13 protein-coding genes and 1 pseudogene are annotated in these 15,296 nt (G+C 65.1%); 12 read left to right on the top strand and 2 right to left on the bottom strand.

Annotated features, from left to right (window positions below):
* Positions 1-37: 37 nt before the first annotated feature.
* From QFZ36_RS13710 to QFZ36_RS13685, 6 genes are all read left to right on the top strand, one after another.
* Positions 38-1,402 carry an MFS transporter gene (locus tag QFZ36_RS13710; protein WP_306637364.1) on the top strand — a complete coding sequence of 455 codons (1,365 nt, stop codon included), beginning with the start codon at positions 38-40 and terminating at the stop codon, positions 1,400-1,402.
* 128 nt (positions 1,403-1,530) lie between these two features.
* A complete protein-coding gene (locus tag QFZ36_RS13705; RefSeq protein ID WP_306637362.1) occupies positions 1,531-3,273 on the top strand; it encodes a dihydroxyacetone kinase family protein in 1,743 nt (580 codons plus the stop codon).
* Entirely contained in the window at positions 3,270-3,740 is a 471-nt protein-coding gene (locus QFZ36_RS13700; RefSeq protein ID WP_142042250.1) for a ribose-5-phosphate isomerase, read from the top strand. Before QFZ36_RS13705 ends, QFZ36_RS13700 begins: the two co-directional genes overlap by 4 nt.
* Entirely contained in the window at positions 3,724-4,545 is an 822-nt protein-coding gene (locus QFZ36_RS13695; protein WP_306637360.1) for a triose-phosphate isomerase family protein, read from the top strand. The genes QFZ36_RS13700 and QFZ36_RS13695 overlap by 17 nt, the downstream gene beginning before the upstream one ends.
* Positions 4,542-5,342, top strand: a complete 801-nt coding sequence (locus QFZ36_RS13690) for a sugar phosphate isomerase/epimerase family protein (protein WP_306637358.1) — start codon at positions 4,542-4,544, stop codon at positions 5,340-5,342. The genes QFZ36_RS13695 and QFZ36_RS13690 overlap by 4 nt, the downstream gene beginning before the upstream one ends.
* Position 5,343: 1 nt before the next feature.
* Positions 5,344-6,204 (top strand): phosphogluconate dehydrogenase C-terminal domain-containing protein, encoded by an 861-nt coding sequence (locus QFZ36_RS13685; protein ID WP_306637356.1) that lies wholly within the window; start codon positions 5,344-5,346, stop codon positions 6,202-6,204.
* A 141-nt stretch (positions 6,205-6,345) separates the two neighbouring features.
* Here QFZ36_RS13685 and QFZ36_RS13680 read toward each other — a convergent pair whose 3' ends face one another.
* Both QFZ36_RS13680 and QFZ36_RS13675 read right to left on the bottom strand, forming a co-directional pair.
* Positions 6,346-7,830 carry a DUF1593 domain-containing protein gene (locus QFZ36_RS13680; RefSeq protein ID WP_306637353.1) on the bottom strand — a complete coding sequence of 495 codons (1,485 nt, stop codon included), beginning with the start codon at positions 7,828-7,830 and terminating at the stop codon, positions 6,346-6,348.
* Positions 7,827-8,483 (bottom strand): TetR/AcrR family transcriptional regulator, encoded by a 657-nt coding sequence (locus tag QFZ36_RS13675; protein ID WP_306637351.1) that lies wholly within the window; start codon positions 8,481-8,483, stop codon positions 7,827-7,829. Before QFZ36_RS13675 ends, QFZ36_RS13680 begins: the two co-directional genes overlap by 4 nt.
* Before the next feature lie 249 nt (positions 8,484-8,732).
* Here QFZ36_RS13675 and QFZ36_RS13670 point away from each other — a divergent pair, with 249 nt between their 5' ends.
* The 6 genes and pseudogenes from QFZ36_RS13670 to QFZ36_RS13645 all read left to right on the top strand — a co-directional run bounded on the left by QFZ36_RS13670 (position 8,733) and on the right by QFZ36_RS13645 (position 15,154).
* Positions 8,733-9,866 carry a serine hydrolase domain-containing protein gene (locus QFZ36_RS13670; RefSeq protein WP_306637349.1) on the top strand — a complete coding sequence of 378 codons (1,134 nt, stop codon included), beginning with the start codon at positions 8,733-8,735 and terminating at the stop codon, positions 9,864-9,866.
* An 86-nt stretch (positions 9,867-9,952) separates the two neighbouring features.
* Entirely contained in the window at positions 9,953-11,515 is a 1,563-nt protein-coding gene (locus tag QFZ36_RS13665) for an ABC transporter substrate-binding protein (RefSeq protein ID WP_306637347.1), read from the top strand.
* Positions 11,407-11,742, top strand: a pseudogene (locus QFZ36_RS13660) (hypothetical protein); the annotation flags it as partial. The gene QFZ36_RS13665 and the pseudogene QFZ36_RS13660, both read left to right, overlap by 109 nt.
* Before the next feature lie 406 nt (positions 11,743-12,148).
* Complete coding sequence (locus tag QFZ36_RS13655; RefSeq protein WP_306639214.1) at positions 12,149-12,514, top strand: ABC transporter permease subunit; 366 nt, start codon at positions 12,149-12,151, stop codon at positions 12,512-12,514.
* Positions 12,511-14,295, top strand: coding sequence for a dipeptide/oligopeptide/nickel ABC transporter permease/ATP-binding protein (locus QFZ36_RS13650; RefSeq protein WP_306639212.1), 1,785 nt, complete (start codon positions 12,511-12,513; stop codon positions 14,293-14,295). Before QFZ36_RS13655 ends, QFZ36_RS13650 begins: the two co-directional genes overlap by 4 nt.
* Positions 14,288-15,154, top strand: a complete 867-nt coding sequence (locus tag QFZ36_RS13645; protein WP_306637345.1) for an ATP-binding cassette domain-containing protein — start codon at positions 14,288-14,290, stop codon at positions 15,152-15,154. The genes QFZ36_RS13650 and QFZ36_RS13645 overlap by 8 nt, the downstream gene beginning before the upstream one ends.
* Positions 15,155-15,296: the final 142 nt, after the last annotated feature.

Raw genomic sequence — 15,296 nt, 5'->3', positions numbered from 1 at the left:
AGGAAGCGGCCGGGAACATCAATATCTAGGAGTCAACGTGGACACCACACAATCGGTGGTCGAAAAATCTGCAATCAGGAAGGTGGCGATCCGGCTTGTGCCGTTCGTCGCCCTGATGTTCTTCATCAACTACCTGGACCGCACGGCCATCTCCTTCGCCGGCCCCAACGGCATGAACACTGACTTGGCGCTCTCGGCGGCACAGTTCGGCTTCGCCTCCGGCGTCTTCTTCATCGGCTACATCCTGCTTGAGGTCCCCAGCAACCTGGCCCTGCACAAGTTCGGCGCCCGCCGCTGGCTCGCCCGCATCATGGTCAGCTGGGGCATCGTCTCCCTGCTGTTCACCTGGGTGGGCAACGTTGAGCAGCTCTACATCCTGCGCTTCATCCTGGGCGTGGCCGAGGCCGGCTTCTTCCCCGGCGCCATCCTGTTCCTCAGCCTGTGGGTACCGTCCCGCCACCGCAGCAAGATCCTGGCCCTCTTCTACCTGGCCCAGCCGCTGACCACCGTGATCGGCGCCCCGCTGGCCGGCCTCCTTATCCAGCAGCACGGTCTCTTCGGCCTCGAGGGCTGGCGCGTTATGTTCTTCGGCGTCGCCGTCCCCGCCATCTTCATCGGCGTGATCGCCTGGTTCTACCTCGCTGACTCCCCCGCCAAAGCCAAGTGGCTGACGCAGGACGAGAAGACCTGGCTGACCGGCGCCCTGGAGAAGGAAAAGAACGAAACCGCAGCAGGCAACAAGCACGTCAGCGTCCGCACCGTGTTCGGCAACGGCCGCGTCTGGATGCTCTCCGCGATCTACTTCGGCTTCATCTACGGCTTGTACGCCCTCGGGTTCTTCCTGCCCACCATCATCTCCGGCTTCGAAGGCATCTACGGCACCAAGTTCGACGTCTTCCAGAAGGGCCTGATCACCGCGATCCCGTACCTGCCGGCAGCCTTCGCCCTGTACTTCTGGTCCAAGGACGCCACCAAGCGGGGCGTCAAGACCTGGCACATTGCACTTCCCGCCCTGACCGGCGCCGTCAGCATCCCGCTGGCGCTGTTCGCGGGATCCCCGGCAGCCACCATCGCCGTCATCACCATCACCGCCATGTCCATCTTCGCGGCCCTGCCCAATTTCTGGACGGTGCCTACCCAGTTCCTTACCGGCGCCGCAGCTGCCGCAGGCATCGCCCTGATCAACACCGTGGGCAACCTGGCAGGGTTCAGCGCGGGCTACGTCACCGGCTGGCTCAAGGACTGGACGGGCAGCTACACCGTGCCGATGTTCGTAGTGGGCGGGTTCATGCTCCTGTCCTGCATCCTGATGGTCACCCTCAGCCGCTCCGGCAAGGTCAGCGAAGGCGTACCGGCTGAAGCGCTCGACCCCTCGGGCGCCGGCCACCACGCCGAGCCGTAGGACCAAGGGGCGCCCCTCCTCCCCGGAAGGGCGCCCCCGCACCAACCCCAACAAGCTGGTGGGAGCCTGTCGAGACCGATTCTCGGCATGCTCAATCACCTTCGCAGCAGTAAACCAGGAGCTTTGCAATGACCCGCCTGTTCAACGAACCCGCAGCTTTTGCTGACGAAATGATCGAGGGCTTCGTCGCCTCCCACCAACGCTGGGTCAAGCGCGTGTCCGGCGGCGTTGTCCGCAACACCAAGAGCACCCCGGACACGGTGGCACTGGTGATCGGCGGCGGCTCCGGCCACTACCCCGCCTTCGCCGGACTGGTGGGCCAGGGCCTGGCTCACGGAGCGGCGATGGGCAACCTCTTCGCTTCCCCCTCGGCCCAGCAGGTTTACAACGTGGCCAAGGCAGCGGACAACGGCGGCGGCGTGCTCCTGGGCTACGGCAACTACGCCGGCGACGTCCTGCACTTCAACCAGGCCCAGGACCGCCTCCGCAAGGAGGGCATCGACTGCCGCAGCATCGCCGTCACGGACGACGTTTCCTCCGCCCCGGTCGCGGAGCATGCCAAGCGCCGCGGCATCGCCGGTGACCTCACCGTCTTCAAGGTGGCCGCGGCCGCCGCGGAAGCCGGCTGCTCCATGGACGCGGTGGCGGAAATCGCCGAACGCGCGAACCACCGCACCCGTTCGTTCGGCGTCGCGTTCACCGGCTGCACCCTCCCGGGCGCGGACCACCCGCTGTTCTCCGTCCCTGAGGGCCGCATGGCCGTGGGCATGGGCATCCACGGGGAACCGGGCATCGACGAAACGGACATTCCGACGGCGGATGAGCTCGCCGAACTGCTGGTATCCAAGCTCCTGACCGAGATCCCGGACGGCGCCGGCGCAGAGGGCGCCCGTGTGGTCCCCATCCTCAACGGCCTGGGCAGCGTCAAGTACGAAGAGCTCTTTGTGGTGTACCGCCGCGTCGCCCAGCTCCTCGCTGAAGCAGGCCTGGAAGCCGTGGACCCACAGGTGGGCGAGCTCGTTACCAGCTTCGACATGGCAGGAACGTCCCTCACCCTGTTCTGGCTTGATGACGAACTCGAGAAGCTCTGGAACGCTCCCGCTGACGCGCCGGCCTTCCGCCGGGGCGCCGTCACCGCCGAGGCCCTGGACGCCAGTGGCGGTGAGGCGGCCGACGTCGAGCTTTCCATTCCTGATGCGACGCCGGAGTCCCGCGCCGGTGCCGCCCGTGTCCTGACCGCCCTCGGCGCTGCCAAGGCAGTGGTGGACGCAAACGCGGACGAGCTGGGCCGGATCGACGCGATCGCCGGCGACGGTGACCACGGCATCGGCATGGAACGCGGCGTCCGCGCCGCTGTCGACGCTGCGGAAGACGCCGTCGCCCGCGGTGCCGGCACCGGCACCACCCTGCACTTCGCCGCAGATGCCTGGGCCGACAAGGCCGGCGGCACGTCCGGCGCCCTCTGGGGAATGGCCCTGCGGGCCGTCGGCGATGCCGTCGGTGACAGCACAGCGCCCGACGCCGGCGCTGTCGCCGCCGGAGTCGCAGGTGCAGCGGCGGCCATCATGGACTTCGGCAAGGCCAAGCCGGGCGACAAGACCCTGGTGGACGTCCTAGTTCCGTTCCGCGATGCCCTGGCATCCGGCGTCGAAGCCGGCAAGTCCCTCACGGAGGCCTGGGCGGCCGCCGCGGTGACCGCAGAGCAGGCTGCTGAGGACACCGCCCGGCTGCTGCCCCTGATGGGCCGGGCCCGTCCGCACGCCGAGAAGAGCCTCGGCACCCCCGACGCCGGAGCAGTATCCATGGCACTGATCATCCGGGCAATCCACAACACGCTTATCGAGCGGACCACCATTAAGGAGAAAGCATGAGCGCCAAACTGCGCCTGGTCGTCGGTTGCGACGACGCCGGTTTCGAATACAAGGAAGCCCTGAAGGCTGACCTGGAAGCTTCCGACCTGGTGGAATTCGTGACCGATGTCGGGGTGGACGCCACCAGCCACACCCCGTACCCGTCGGTGGCCATCGCCGCCGCCGAGCTCGTCGCCGCCGGCAAAGCAGACCGCGCCCTTCTGGTCTGCGGCACCGGCCTGGGCGTGGCCATCGCCGCGAACAAGGTCCCCGGCGTCCGCGCCGTCACCGCCCACGACAGCTTCTCAGTGGAGCGCTCGGTCCTGAGCAACAATGCCCAGGTCCTCACGTTCGGACAGCGCGTCGTCGGCCTCGAACTGGCCCGCCGGCTCGCCCGCGAATGGCTCACCTACACCTTCGACGAAACCTCTGCCTCGGCCGAGAAAGTCAGCCTGATTAAGGACTACGAGGGTGTCACTTCCTGCTAAGCCCGCCGCCGGCGGAACACCATCGAAGGCCATCATCGGCGTCAGCCTGAAGATGTACTTCGGCTACCAGCGGTCAGTGGACTACTGCCGCGACGTGGCCGCCATCGCCTTTGCGCACCCTGCAGTCCAAAGCGGCGACATCGAGCTGTTCGTCCTGCCCACGCTCCCGGTACTGCCCGAAGCGGCCCGTATCCTCGGAACTGCGGGAGCCGCCAGCGGCGCTCAGGACATCTTCTGGGAAGACGAAGGCGCGTTCACCGGCGAGGTGGGCGGCAGGACCGTAGCCGAGCTCGGCGGACGCTACGCCGAGGTGGGCCACGCCGAACGCCGCAGGATCTTCGGCGAGGACGACAGGATCATCGGGCTGAAGACTGCCGCCGCCTACCGGAACGGCCTGACGCCCGTCCTGTGCGTCGGGGAACTGCAGCAGGGATCCGTGGAGGAAGCCATAACCCGGTGCACCGCCGAGATCGATGCGGCCATCAACCGCGCCCGGTCCCTGGCACCGGCCCGCCGGACCATCGTGGCGTACGAGCCGCAGTGGGCCATCGGCGCCCCGGAACCCGCCACCCCTGAGTACATCAGCGCCGTCATCACCGGGCTGGATGCGCACCTGCGCGGCCTGCCCGGCCAGGCGGACAGCCGCGTGATCTACGGCGGCAGCGCCGGACCCGGCCTGATCTCCAAGCTGGACTCCGCCGTCGCCGGCCTGTTCCTGGGCCGCTTCGCGCACGATCCCCAAGCACTGAAGACCATCCTCGATGAGACCGCAGCAAGGCTTGCCGCAGCGGCGGTGACGGTATGACCTCACGAATCGGCCTGAGCAGCTACGCGTTCTTCTGGCAGCTCTCGGACAAGGTCTCCGAGCCGCTGAGCATCCACCAGGCGCTCGAGCGGACCGCGGACCTGGGCGTGGACCTCTTCCAGGTCTGCGACTACGCCCCGCTGGAAACCATGACGGACCCCGAACTGGAAGCAGTCCGGGCCACCGCGGACCGGCTGGGAATCTCGCTGGAGCTCGGCACCAAGGGCATCCGCCCCGGGCACCTGCGGAAATTCCTCCACATCGCCGGGATTTTGGGCTCGCCTCTGCTGAGGACCATGTTCAACACGCGCGGCCATGCTCCAACGGCAGAAGAAGCCGTCGCGATCTTCAAGGAAGTCCTGCCCGAGTTCGAGGCCGCGGGCGTCAAAATCGCGGTGGAAACCTACGAACAGGTGCCCACCGCACGGATCCTTGACGTCATCCGCGGCGTGGACAACCCCTGGCTCGGCATCTGCAGCGACCCCGCCAACACCGTCGCAGCCCTCGAGATGCCGCGCGAGGTGATGGACGCCGTCGCACCCTATGTCCTGAACATGCACATCAAGGACTTCGCCTTCACCCGCAAAGACGGGTGGGTCGGCTTCACCTACGCCGGCGCACCGCTCGGCGAAGGCCTGCTCGACTACGACTACATGGTCAGCAGCTTCCAGCCCCACCAAAGAAACATCAACCAAATCGTCGAACACTGGCTGCCCTGGCAGGACTCCGAGGCGGAAACCATCCGGCTCGAAAACCAGTGGACCCAGCACAGCATCGAATTCCTAAGGAGCAAATGAAATGTCAGCAGAAAAATTGACCGTCGCCGTCATCGGAGCCGGGGGCAAGATGGGAATGCGCGTTTCCCGGAACCTCCAGCAGAGCGCCCACACCGTCTTCTACAGCGAAAACTCCCCCGCCGGCCAGGAACGCATCAAGGCTGAAGGCCGGGACATCACCACCACCGATGACGCCGTGAAGGGCGCCGACGTGGTCATCCTCGCCGTCCCCGACACCGTCCTCGGCGTCGTCTCCGAAGGCGTCGTCCCCCAGATGAAGCCCGGCGCCATCCTGCTCACCCTGGACCCCGCCGCAGCCTACGCCGGCCTGCTGGCCAAGCGCGACGACGTTGTCCAGGCAGTAGCCCACCCGTGCCACCCGTCCGTGTTCCTGGAGCGCACCACCAAGGAAGAATGGGCCGACACCTTCGGCGGCGAAGGCGCCCCTCAGAACGTCGTCGCCGCCATCGACGACGACGCCTCCGAAGAGACCAAGGCCGCCGCCGAGGCGACCATCCGCGTCATCTACGCCCCGGTCATCGACGTCCACTGGGTCACCGTCAAGCAGCTCGCCATCCTCGAGCCCACCCTCGTGGAAACCGTGGCCTGCATGATCGGCACCCTCCTCAACGAGGCCCTGCACGAAACCGTCCACACCGCCGGCGTACCCGAGGAAGCAGCCAAGGCCATGCTGTTCGGCCACGTCCAGATCGCCCTCACCAACGCCCTGCGCGGCTCTAACCCGTTCTCGGAGGCCTGCGAAATCGCCATCCAGTACGGCAAGGACACCATCATCAAGGACGACTGGAAGAAGATCTTCGACGACTCCGAGCTGGACAGCGTCATCGCCAAGATGCTAAAGCTGGACGCCGTCAAGCGCTAGCCGCGGCCTCTGGGGTGCCCGGCGCCGCCGGGCACCCCTTGCTGTAATTTGTCATTTTCCGCATCGAGCTGCTCGCGGCAGCAGATGCCTACGCCTAAGCATGCTCCAAGGCTGACCATGCACCATGACAGGCGGACGAAACTACTCGATCGTCACGATCACGCGTTGGTAGCGCTTGAGTGGCATGGCCGCGTCATCCTCAACCTCAAGGATCAGGTGGATCGTCTGCCCGGCGGCGCCGTCTGACGGCACCGTCAGCGTGACTTCCGACCCGTCATTTCCATAGAGTGCAACGCGACCTGCGTAGGTCCCTGCCTCGGCATACTGCCACCAGTGGTACGACAGCGAATCATCGTCTGGGTCCGTAGCAGAAGCGGACAGCGTCATCGCCGAGCCTGGCTCACCACTTACGTCGAGTCCCGGGCTGACGGCAACCTCCGGGTGATGGTTCGCGCCGGCATACTCCCGGGTTACTGACCACCGAAGCCGAGTCGCAAAGTCCCGCTGGGCGTCGCCGAACCACCGGGTGAGTGAGTACTCGCCCGGAGTGCCGCCGTCGGCCGCTGTGTCCACGGTAGGGCGCAGCGCCCACGTGTCCGGCCCCTCCTCCAAGCGTGTCCCGCGGCCGCCCCAGCCACCGAAGCTCGGATGCTCGTGCCCCCGCAGTCCGTTGCCCAGCAGGTTCAGCATGTTTGGGGTATCACCCTCGGAGATCCACTCCCCAGCCGGCTGGGGCTCGATCCACACACGGTAGCCCATCTCCTGCAATTCCTCCGTCGAGTGCCCACTCAGATGGAAGAAGTCGGTGTAGTCACCCTCGACCATTTGGCGCCCGTCGCCCCAGACACGGTACAGGGCTCCCAGTGGGCCTACTGACGTGACATTCTCGCGCATCCACGCGGCGCTCAGCATGTATTCGTCCTTCGGCAGCACCACTCGCCGCACCGGGTAGCCCCAGGCGAAGCAGGCGACGTCTGTGACACGGAGCTCTGGCCAATTCGGCCGGATGTAGTCATCGTAGGTGCTGTCCTGCGAGGAAAACTTCGTGACGACCGCCTTGCGGCTAACCCTCGCCCGCACGTCCTGCCACTCGGGAGTACCCGAGTGGCGCTCCTCAATCGAGCGGAGGGCCCGCGCCATGGTGCTCGTGCCTGCCCAGTTCTGCAGATGTACCAGCCCCGGCTCGTCGTCCAGCAGCGCGTCTGCGATAAGGCGGGATCCTGGGCTGTCTTGGGACATATCGCCCTCGAACTCAATGTTTCCGTCCCGGATAACCGCCCGCAGATCGTCAGGGTGCGGGTAGCCAGGGTCGTGGACGATGAGGTTGGCGTACACCTCGGCGTACGCGTCGACGGCGTCGTGGATGAAGCATTCACCCTCCGCCCAGCGGAAGGAGGTTTGCGGCTCGTCATACTCCCGGTCCGGCAGCAGGAACGTCGTCCCTTTGCCGTCACCTTTCCAGTGGAAACGGCTACTGGCGTAGATGAGCCCCTCGATGCGAATTTCGTTGCTGTACAGAAGCAGTCGGATCATCGAGTTCAGGTCGTCGAGCTCCGGATCCGCCATGATGATCGTGCGGGGCCTGTTCGTAGCGCTCAGGGACTCGGACGATGTCGCGTAGATCATTCCGCCTCCGCCTCACCTTGTGCGCTCGAGGTCCCGGCGCTCCCGCCGCCACCGAGCAGCGATAAGAGGTAGTCGAGGTGCTCGGCTATATCGATCGAGCGGTCGTACTGCCACTGCTGTTGAAGGCCATCGGAAACCGCGACGAGTATCCGCGAAAGTAGCTCCGGCTCGAGCCCAGGACGCAACGCTCCTGCCTCGACACCGCGCCGGACGTCTTCTGCAACATTGCCTATCACGCGCCCATAGCGCTGGATGAAGAAGTCGTGGGCCGGGTGTTCGGGGGCGATTCCCTCCTGCAGCAGAGCGGAGTACAACTCGACCAGTCCGGGCACTTCGCTGTTATGCCGCACTATCCTCGTGATGCGCGGCTCTGTCGTCGTGGCGGTTGCGAATGTCGCCGTATCCCGCTCATCACGTCGGCGCAGCACCTCGGTGAGGAGGTTCTCCCTTGAGCCGAAGTGGTAAAGCAGGCCCGCCTTGGTGATCTTCGCGGTGTCCGCAATCTGCTGCAGGTTGATGTTCGCGTAGCCGTTCTCCGCTATGAGCTCGAGCGCGACCTCGAGGATCTCGCGCCGCTTGGCCAACCCCTTCAGATAGGGACCGGAACGTGGTGGTGCTTCCGGCTTCGAATCCAGCATCGGTGACTCCTTCACGTCAGGCTCCTTCCGGCGCGGCGGTTCGGACAACAGAGTACCCGGCCGCGAAATCGGGTTCCGTCAGGAGCCGTGAGGCGGCCAACGGCCAGACAAGCGTTACGCGTCATGGGAGGCTCCAACTTCATCGGTCGAAAAGGTGGCGACGACGGATAAGACGTCCTTGACAGAATACTAACCACCGGTAAGTATAGGTTCCTAACCGGCGGTCAGTAAAGGTCGCGGCGGCAGACAAAGGAGTTAGATGCCATGACAAATTCGTTGGTGCAGTCGGACATTGACGTCGCGTTCGCGCCCCTAGTGGAGGAACTCCTCAACGGAGGGGCGTTCGAGGATGACGACGTCCAAATCGCGGCCTACGTCGGCAGCCAGCTTGTCATCGACATCGCGATCGGGCAGGTGGAGAGGGACAGCCTCCTCATTCCCTATTCCGTCTCCAAGAACGCAATCGCCATTAGCATCGGTCTCCTGCTTGAGCGCCGGCAGATCGACCTCGACGCCGCTGTCGCCGAATACTGGCCCGAATTCGCGGCCGGCGACAAGGACAGGGTTACGGTCCGACAGCTCCTCTCGCACCAAGCTGGCCTCCCGCAGGCCGTGCCTCTGCTAAGCCACGACGAAATGGGCAACACGATCCGCGCCGCCGCTGTCCTCGCTGAACAGCGCCCGCTCTGGCGCCCCGGCGCGGCGTTCGGCTACCACGGCGTGTCCATCGGAGTCTTGGCATCCGAACTGGTCCGCCGGATCACTGGGCTGACGCTGGCCGAGTTCTTCGAGCGCGAGATCCGGGCGCCCCGCGGCATCGATTTCTTTCTCGGCTTGCCAAAGGCCCTCGAGCCTCGCGCCGTCGACCTCCTTCCCTCAGCGCCCATCGCCGCAATGACAGAGGTGCCGTTCCCTCGGCTCGAAGGCCAACTCGGCCGGTACACTTTCGGCTCGATCGCCGCACCGAAGACGGAGGATCAGCGCCGGGAATTGCAGCGCAGGGACCGCGCGGTGGGCCAACCAGCAATCGGTGCGAGCGTAAGCGCCCGCGGAATAGCGGCGCTGTTCGCAGAGGCGGTCGTCGGAGTCTCCAAAACGCCGCTGCTATCGTCCGACACTGTGGAGCAGATGGCCCAGACCCAGGTAGTGGGTACCGATGAGGTCATCGGTATCCAGCGGCGGTACGGGATTGTCTTTCAAAAGCCGGCCCCGAACCTCGTCTTTGGCGGGTTCCGTGCGTTCGGTCATGACGGGGCAGGAGGAGCCCTCGGTTACCACGACCCGGAAACGCAGATCAGCTTCGGCTATACCGTGCGCCGGACGCCCCCGCCCGGCGGCGCCGACGCACGCGCCCTCCGCATCGCCCAGGCGATGCGCTCAATCGTCCTCAAGGCCTGACTCACACGGGTCCTCAGAGGTCCGGCGACGCCGTCGCCAACGTACCGCACCTGAACTGGAATACCTGGAATACAAAGGAGTACTCGATGCACAGTCGCATCCTTGCGTCCGCGGCACTTGCCGTCGGCCTAGCCGTAGGCGCCACCGCCTGCTCCGGTGGAGAACCCGCGCCCGCCGGCAATGGTGGTGCCGCAGGCGCCCCTACCAAGACCCTGACCCTCGGCAGCATCGTGGGTCCGCAGACCTTCGATCCGGCAGGTGTCGGCGAAGCCAACTTTGTGCCGTACGCGCAGGCGCCCTATGACTCGCTCATTCTGCGCCAGCCCGACGGCAGTTACGCTCCGATGCTCGCAACCGACTGGAAGCTGGCGGCGGACAATACCTCCATCACGCTGAACCTGCGGACGGACGTTACGTTCAGCGACGGCAAGGCGTTCGACGCCGAAGCGGCCAAGGCGAACCTCGAGCGCTTCAAGGCGGGCACTGGTCCGCTTGCACGCGAATTGGCTCGCCTCGCCTCAGTGGAGGCGGTCGACAAGGACACCATCACGCTGAAATACTCGGCACCGGACCCCGACATCATCTTCAGCCTCTCGGATGCGGCGGGACGCATGGCGAGCCCGGCCGCACTGCAGGATGCAAAAGGACTCGCAACGAAGCCCGTCGGATCAGGCCCTTACGTGATGGACTCCGCTGCCACAGTCCAGGGCTCCACTTATACCTTCACCGCACGCAAGGACTACTGGAAGCCCGAGCTGCAGAAGTTCGCCAAGGTCGTGTTCAAGATCTTCCCGGACGAGGTATCGCTCCTGAACGCCCTGCAGAGCAAGCAGGTGGACGCAGCGAACCTGACCGCCAACAATAACCGCAAGGCGGCCGACGCGGCCGGCATTAAGCATCTGACGCCCGACGCCAACCTGGCATGGAACGGAATGATCTTCTACGACCGCACCGGCGCCATCGTCCCGGCGCTCGGCGACGTCCGGGTCCGGCAGGCCATGGCGATGTCCTTCGACGTGGACACGATCCAAAAGGCCCTGTTCAGCGGCACCGGTGTGCAGAACACCCAAGTCTTCAACGCGGCCTCGCCCGGCTACGACAAATCCCTCAATGACGCCTACTCCTACGACGTTGACAAGGCCAAGAAGCTGATGACGGAAGCCGGCTACGCGGACGGCTTCGACTTGACGATCCCGATCAACGCCAACACAACCCCGGCTGCTCAGGAAAACTTCAAGAACAGCCTTGGCCAGCTCAACATCCGGGTGACTTTCGAAAACCTCGGAACGGTCCCGCAGTACTTTGCCGGGGTCCAGAGCGGCAAGTATGCGGTCTCGCCTGCCACCCTCGGTTCGACACCCACCGACTGGGTTGTACTGAACAACTACATCGTCGAGAAGGCCGTCTGGAACCCGCTGCACTCCAGCGACCCGAAACTGACCGCCCTGATTGAGCAGTACCCGTCCACCCCGGAGGACAAGCGCGGCGAGCTCGTCCGGCAAATAAACGAGTTCCTCGTTGACAACGTCTGGTTCGACCCGTGGCTGTGGGTCGAGGAGCAGTACTTCGTCGCCACCGACGTCAATGTGACACTGCAAACCGGACTCAACGTTCCGGCGATCTACAACTACGCGCCCGCGGGCTCGTAAAATCATCCGTCGTGGGGCGGGCCGGCCCGCCCCACGACCGCATCTGTAGGAGAAGCAAGTTGCTCGAATTCATCGGGAAACGGATCGCGGCCGGCCTGTCGCTGCTCATCGTGATCCCCTCCCTCACATTCCTTCTCATGTATGGGAACGCCGGGAACGCTGCGCGGCAGATCCTCGGCGAGAACGCGACCGCGGAACAAATTGCCGCGAAAGCCGCCGAACTCGGCGTCGACCGCCCGCTCCTCACCCAGTTCTTTGACTACGTCGCCCGCCTGGTCACCGGTGACCTTGGTCGCTCGTGGTTCACGGCCGAGCCTGTCGGTTCCCTGTTGACCAGCCGTTTAACTATCACGCTGACCGTGGTTATCGGCGCGATTCTCATCTCGGCGACCCTCGCCTTCGCCCTCGGCGTCACGGCGGCGATTCGCCGCGGCGTCCTCGACAACGCCTTGCAGGTTCTAGCCATCGTCGGCTTCGCCGTGCCCGGGTTCTGGCTCGCGCTTCTGCTCGTCTCCACTTTTGCCCTGAAACTCCGGCTCTTCCCGGCGACCGGCTTCGTCCCATTCGCCACCTCCCCGGGCGGGGTGGGCGGCGTCGATCGCCCTCCCCATCGCGGCGCTGACGGTCGGGGCAGTGGCCGGAGTTGCCCAGCAGGTGCGCGGTGCGGTTATCGACGTGCTCGCACAGGACTACATCCGCACCCTGAACGCCCGGGGCCTGCCGCTCCGGCGACTGCTCGGTCACGTCCTGCGCAATGCCAGCGCTCCTGCACTCACCGTCGTTGCGCTGACCTTCATTGGGACGTTGAGCGGTGCAGTGTTCATCGAGCGCATCTTCGCACTGCCCGGACTTGGCCTGGCGGCCACCGACGCGACGGTGAACGGAGACGTGCCGGTGATCATGGGCGTGGTTATCGTCATGACGGTCATCGTCGTCCTTGTGAACCTTTTGATCGACCTCGCGGTCGGCCTGCTCAACCCGAAGGTGCGTCTCTCGTGAGCCAAATCATTCCCACTCCGCCGGTTGCCGTTGTTAAAACGGCCCCTCGTCGCGGGGTCGTACGCAAGGTACTCAGCAGTCCTGTCGGCATCATTTCCCTTGCCACGCTGCTGCTCATCCTGCTGATCACCGCATTCGCCCCCCTCCTCGCGCCGCAGGACCCGACCCAGTCCTCGCTCTCAGACATCTTCGCGCCAACCTCCGCGGATCACCCGCTGGGTGGCGACAGCGCGGGGCGGGACCTGCTGTCCCGACTACTCTATGGCGCCCAGGTGAGCCTGCTCGGTGCCACGATAGCCCTCGTCACCTCGCTCGTCATCGGGCTGCCCACCGGATTGATCGCCGGTTACTACGGGCGCGCCTTCGACTCGGCCGCCTCGTGGGCATCGAACCTCATCCAGGCTCTACCCGCGATCGTCGTGCTGCTCGCCTTGCGGACCGTGGTCGGACCTTCGATCTGGGTGTCAATGGTCGTGTTCGGAGTGATGCTTTCGCCGGGCGCATACAGGCTGGTCCGCGCCACGGTGAGCGGGGTTCGCAATGAACTGTACGTAGATGCCGCCCGGGTCTCTGGCCTCAGCGACATTACAATCATCACGCGTCACGTACTCCCGGTGGTCAAGGGACCCTTGATCCTGCACAGCGCGATCGTCCTCGCCATCTCCATCGACATCCAAGCCGGTCTGGAGTTCCTGGGATTCGGCGACACCGCCACCGCCAGTTGGGGTTCGATGCTGAATGAGGGCTTCCTCAACATTTTCCAGGCACCGCAGATGCTTTTCTGGCCCGGCTTGGCCCTCGCCCTGACCTCCGGATCGCTCGCGCTCTTCGCAGGCAGCCTCCGGGACGCTCTCCAGGCAGGATCCCCCAAACCGGCGCGCAAGCGCTGGGCGCGCAGCGCGCATCCGATCGCACCGGCGCGTCCGGGTTCAGATGAAGATGCCACCTCTGCGAATGGCCTGCTCACTGTCCGTGACCTCCGCGTCGCGTACGGCGGCGGTGCAACCGAGGTTGTTCACGGTGTATCCATCGAAATCGCCCGCGGTGAAGTGCTGGGCCTCGTGGGCGAATCAGGATCGGGCAAGACGCAGGTAGCCCTGTCCATCCTCGGACTGCTTCCGCAAGGCGGAGAGATCTCCTCGGGCACCATACTGCTCGACGGCGAACCCCTCGTCGGCCGTCCGCTGTCCTTCCTCCGCACCGTGCGCGGCAAGCGGATCGGGTACATTCCGCAGGAGCCGATGAGCAACCTGGATCCCTCGTTCAAGGTCGGTTTCCAGCTGAGCGAAGTAGTCCGCGTCCACCTCGGCATGAGCCGCAGTGAGGCCCGTCAGCGCGTTTTGGACCTGCTGGCTCACGTGGGGATCCCCGATCCCGTCAGGACCTACAACTCCTACCCGCACGAAATATCCGGCGGCATGGCCCAGCGCGTGCTCATCGCCGGCGCGGTCTCCTGCGATCCGGAGCTGCTCATCGCCGACGAGCCCACCACAGCGCTTGACGTAACTGTTCAGGCTGACATCCTTGACCTGCTGCGTGGGCTCCAGCAGGAGAAGGACCTTGGCGTGCTTCTGGTGACCCACAACTTCGGCGTCGTCGCCGATATCTGTGATCGGGTACTCGTGATGTCTCAGGGCGAGATTGTTGAAGCCGGGGATGCCACAACGATCTTCGAGGCCCCGAAGCACAACTACACCAAGACGCTGCTCGGCTCGATGCTTGACGGCCGGCCGTCGCGGGTAGCCCGTACCACTCCCAATCTGGAGGAAACCAATGCCTGAGCCACTTCTCGCCGTCCGAGATCTGGTCGTCGAATACCCAGCAAAAAGGTTCCGGGCGAAGCCGTTCCGCGCTCTGCACAGCGTGTCGATCGACGTGAAGGAGGGCGAAACAGTTGGGCTGGTGGGAGAATCCGGTTCCGGGAAGACTACTTTGGGTCGCGCCATCCTCGGCCTCGCACCCGTCAGCGCCGGCTCGGTCCGCTTTGAGGGGCAGGAGATCGGACACGCTTCCCGGGCGGAGCGGCGCGATATCGCCCGGCACCTTCAAGTGGTGTTTCAGGACCCGTATACATCCCTCAACCCGAGCATGTCGGTCGGAGACATCCTGACCGAGCCCTTACGAGCGGCCGGCGTTGATCGAAGCTCGGCCGAGCGGCGGGTGCATGAGCTCCTGGATCGTGTCCGCCTGCCCCAGGACGCATCGGCCCGGTTTGCTCGCGAGTTCAGCGGCGGCCAGCGCCAACGGGTGGCCATAGCGAGAGCCCTCGCACTTAAGCCCAAGCTGGTGGTCTGCGATGAACCCGTCTCGGCGCTCGATCTTTCGACCCAGTCGACGGTACTTGACCTGCTCATCGAGTTGCAGGAGTCGCTGGGTGTTGCGTATCTTTTCGTGTCGCACGATCTGGGCGTTGTGCGTTACATCAGCCACCGGGTCGCAGTCATGCATGGCGGCGAGATCGTCGAGACCGGAGACGGAGAGGCGGTGACGAGCCATCCCGAGCACCCGTACACCCAGCGACTACTCTTAGCGTCTCCGATCCCCGACCCTCGTCGCCAGGAGCAGAACCGCGCGAACCGGCAGCGGCTACTCGCAGAACAGGCCGAGCAGCAGATACAGGCCGGGGCCCTCGCCCGCTAGCAGCATCCCCGACCCCGATATAAAGCACCAAAGGCTCCGACCCGAACGCACCGAGGCAAAGACGACGAGACTGCCCCGTGACATCGCAACCAATCCACCCCAACACGCAAAGGCTTTTCATGTCTTCCCCCGTACCCAACCC

It is taken from the genome of Pseudarthrobacter siccitolerans (assembly GCF_030823375.1).
Classification (GTDB): domain Bacteria; phylum Actinomycetota; class Actinomycetes; order Actinomycetales; family Micrococcaceae; genus Arthrobacter; species Arthrobacter siccitolerans_A.
Note: the sequence above shows the minus strand (reverse complement) of the source record. Positions and strands in the feature narration are given on the sequence as shown.

Bases quoted from the DNA above. Each gene is read 5' to 3' on its own strand.
- QFZ36_RS13680 (WP_306637353.1), bottom strand. From the start codon at position 7,830: ATGATCTACGCGACATCGTCCGAGTCCCTGAGCGCTACGAACAGGCCC.
- QFZ36_RS13645 (WP_306637345.1), top strand. From the start codon at position 14,288: ATGCCTGAGCCACTTCTCGCCGTCCGAGATCTGGTCGTCGAATACCCA.
- QFZ36_RS13705 (WP_306637362.1), top strand. From the start codon at position 1,531: ATGACCCGCCTGTTCAACGAACCCGCAGCTTTTGCTGACGAAATGATC.
- QFZ36_RS13690 (WP_306637358.1), top strand. From the start codon at position 4,542: ATGACCTCACGAATCGGCCTGAGCAGCTACGCGTTCTTCTGGCAGCTC.
- QFZ36_RS13685 (WP_306637356.1), top strand. From the start codon at position 5,344: ATGTCAGCAGAAAAATTGACCGTCGCCGTCATCGGAGCCGGGGGCAAG.
- QFZ36_RS13670 (WP_306637349.1), top strand. From the start codon at position 8,733: ATGACAAATTCGTTGGTGCAGTCGGACATTGACGTCGCGTTCGCGCCC.
- QFZ36_RS13700 (WP_142042250.1), top strand. From the start codon at position 3,270: ATGAGCGCCAAACTGCGCCTGGTCGTCGGTTGCGACGACGCCGGTTTC.
- QFZ36_RS13665 (WP_306637347.1), top strand. From the start codon at position 9,953: ATGCACAGTCGCATCCTTGCGTCCGCGGCACTTGCCGTCGGCCTAGCC.